The following is a 248-nucleotide window of genomic DNA, read 5'->3' on the forward strand; positions in this document are numbered from 1 at the left end:
CATGAGATATTAAAAGAACTGTCAGAAGGTGTTGAACAAAAGGAAAGCGTAAAAGGAAAACTTCATCAGATTTTCAGGTTGTCATTTGATGCACGGCTATGTTATAACGAACAGATGATAGAGCAGAAGTTAGATTATATTCACCATAATCCTGTAAAAGGAAAATGGTCATTGGTCGAAGACTTTGCCTCATATTCACATTCAAGTGCAGCATTTTATGAGTTGGATGAAAAGAATGAATTTGTTGT

At 34.7% G+C, this 248-nt stretch carries 1 pseudogene; it reads left to right on the forward strand.

The features are described from left to right. A pseudogene (locus KK060_RS24950) lies at positions 1–248 on the forward strand (hypothetical protein); the annotation flags it as partial.

It is taken from the genome of Chryseosolibacter indicum, assembly GCF_018598585.1.
Taxonomy (GTDB): domain Bacteria; phylum Bacteroidota; class Bacteroidia; order Cytophagales; family Cyclobacteriaceae; genus Chryseosolibacter; species Chryseosolibacter indicus.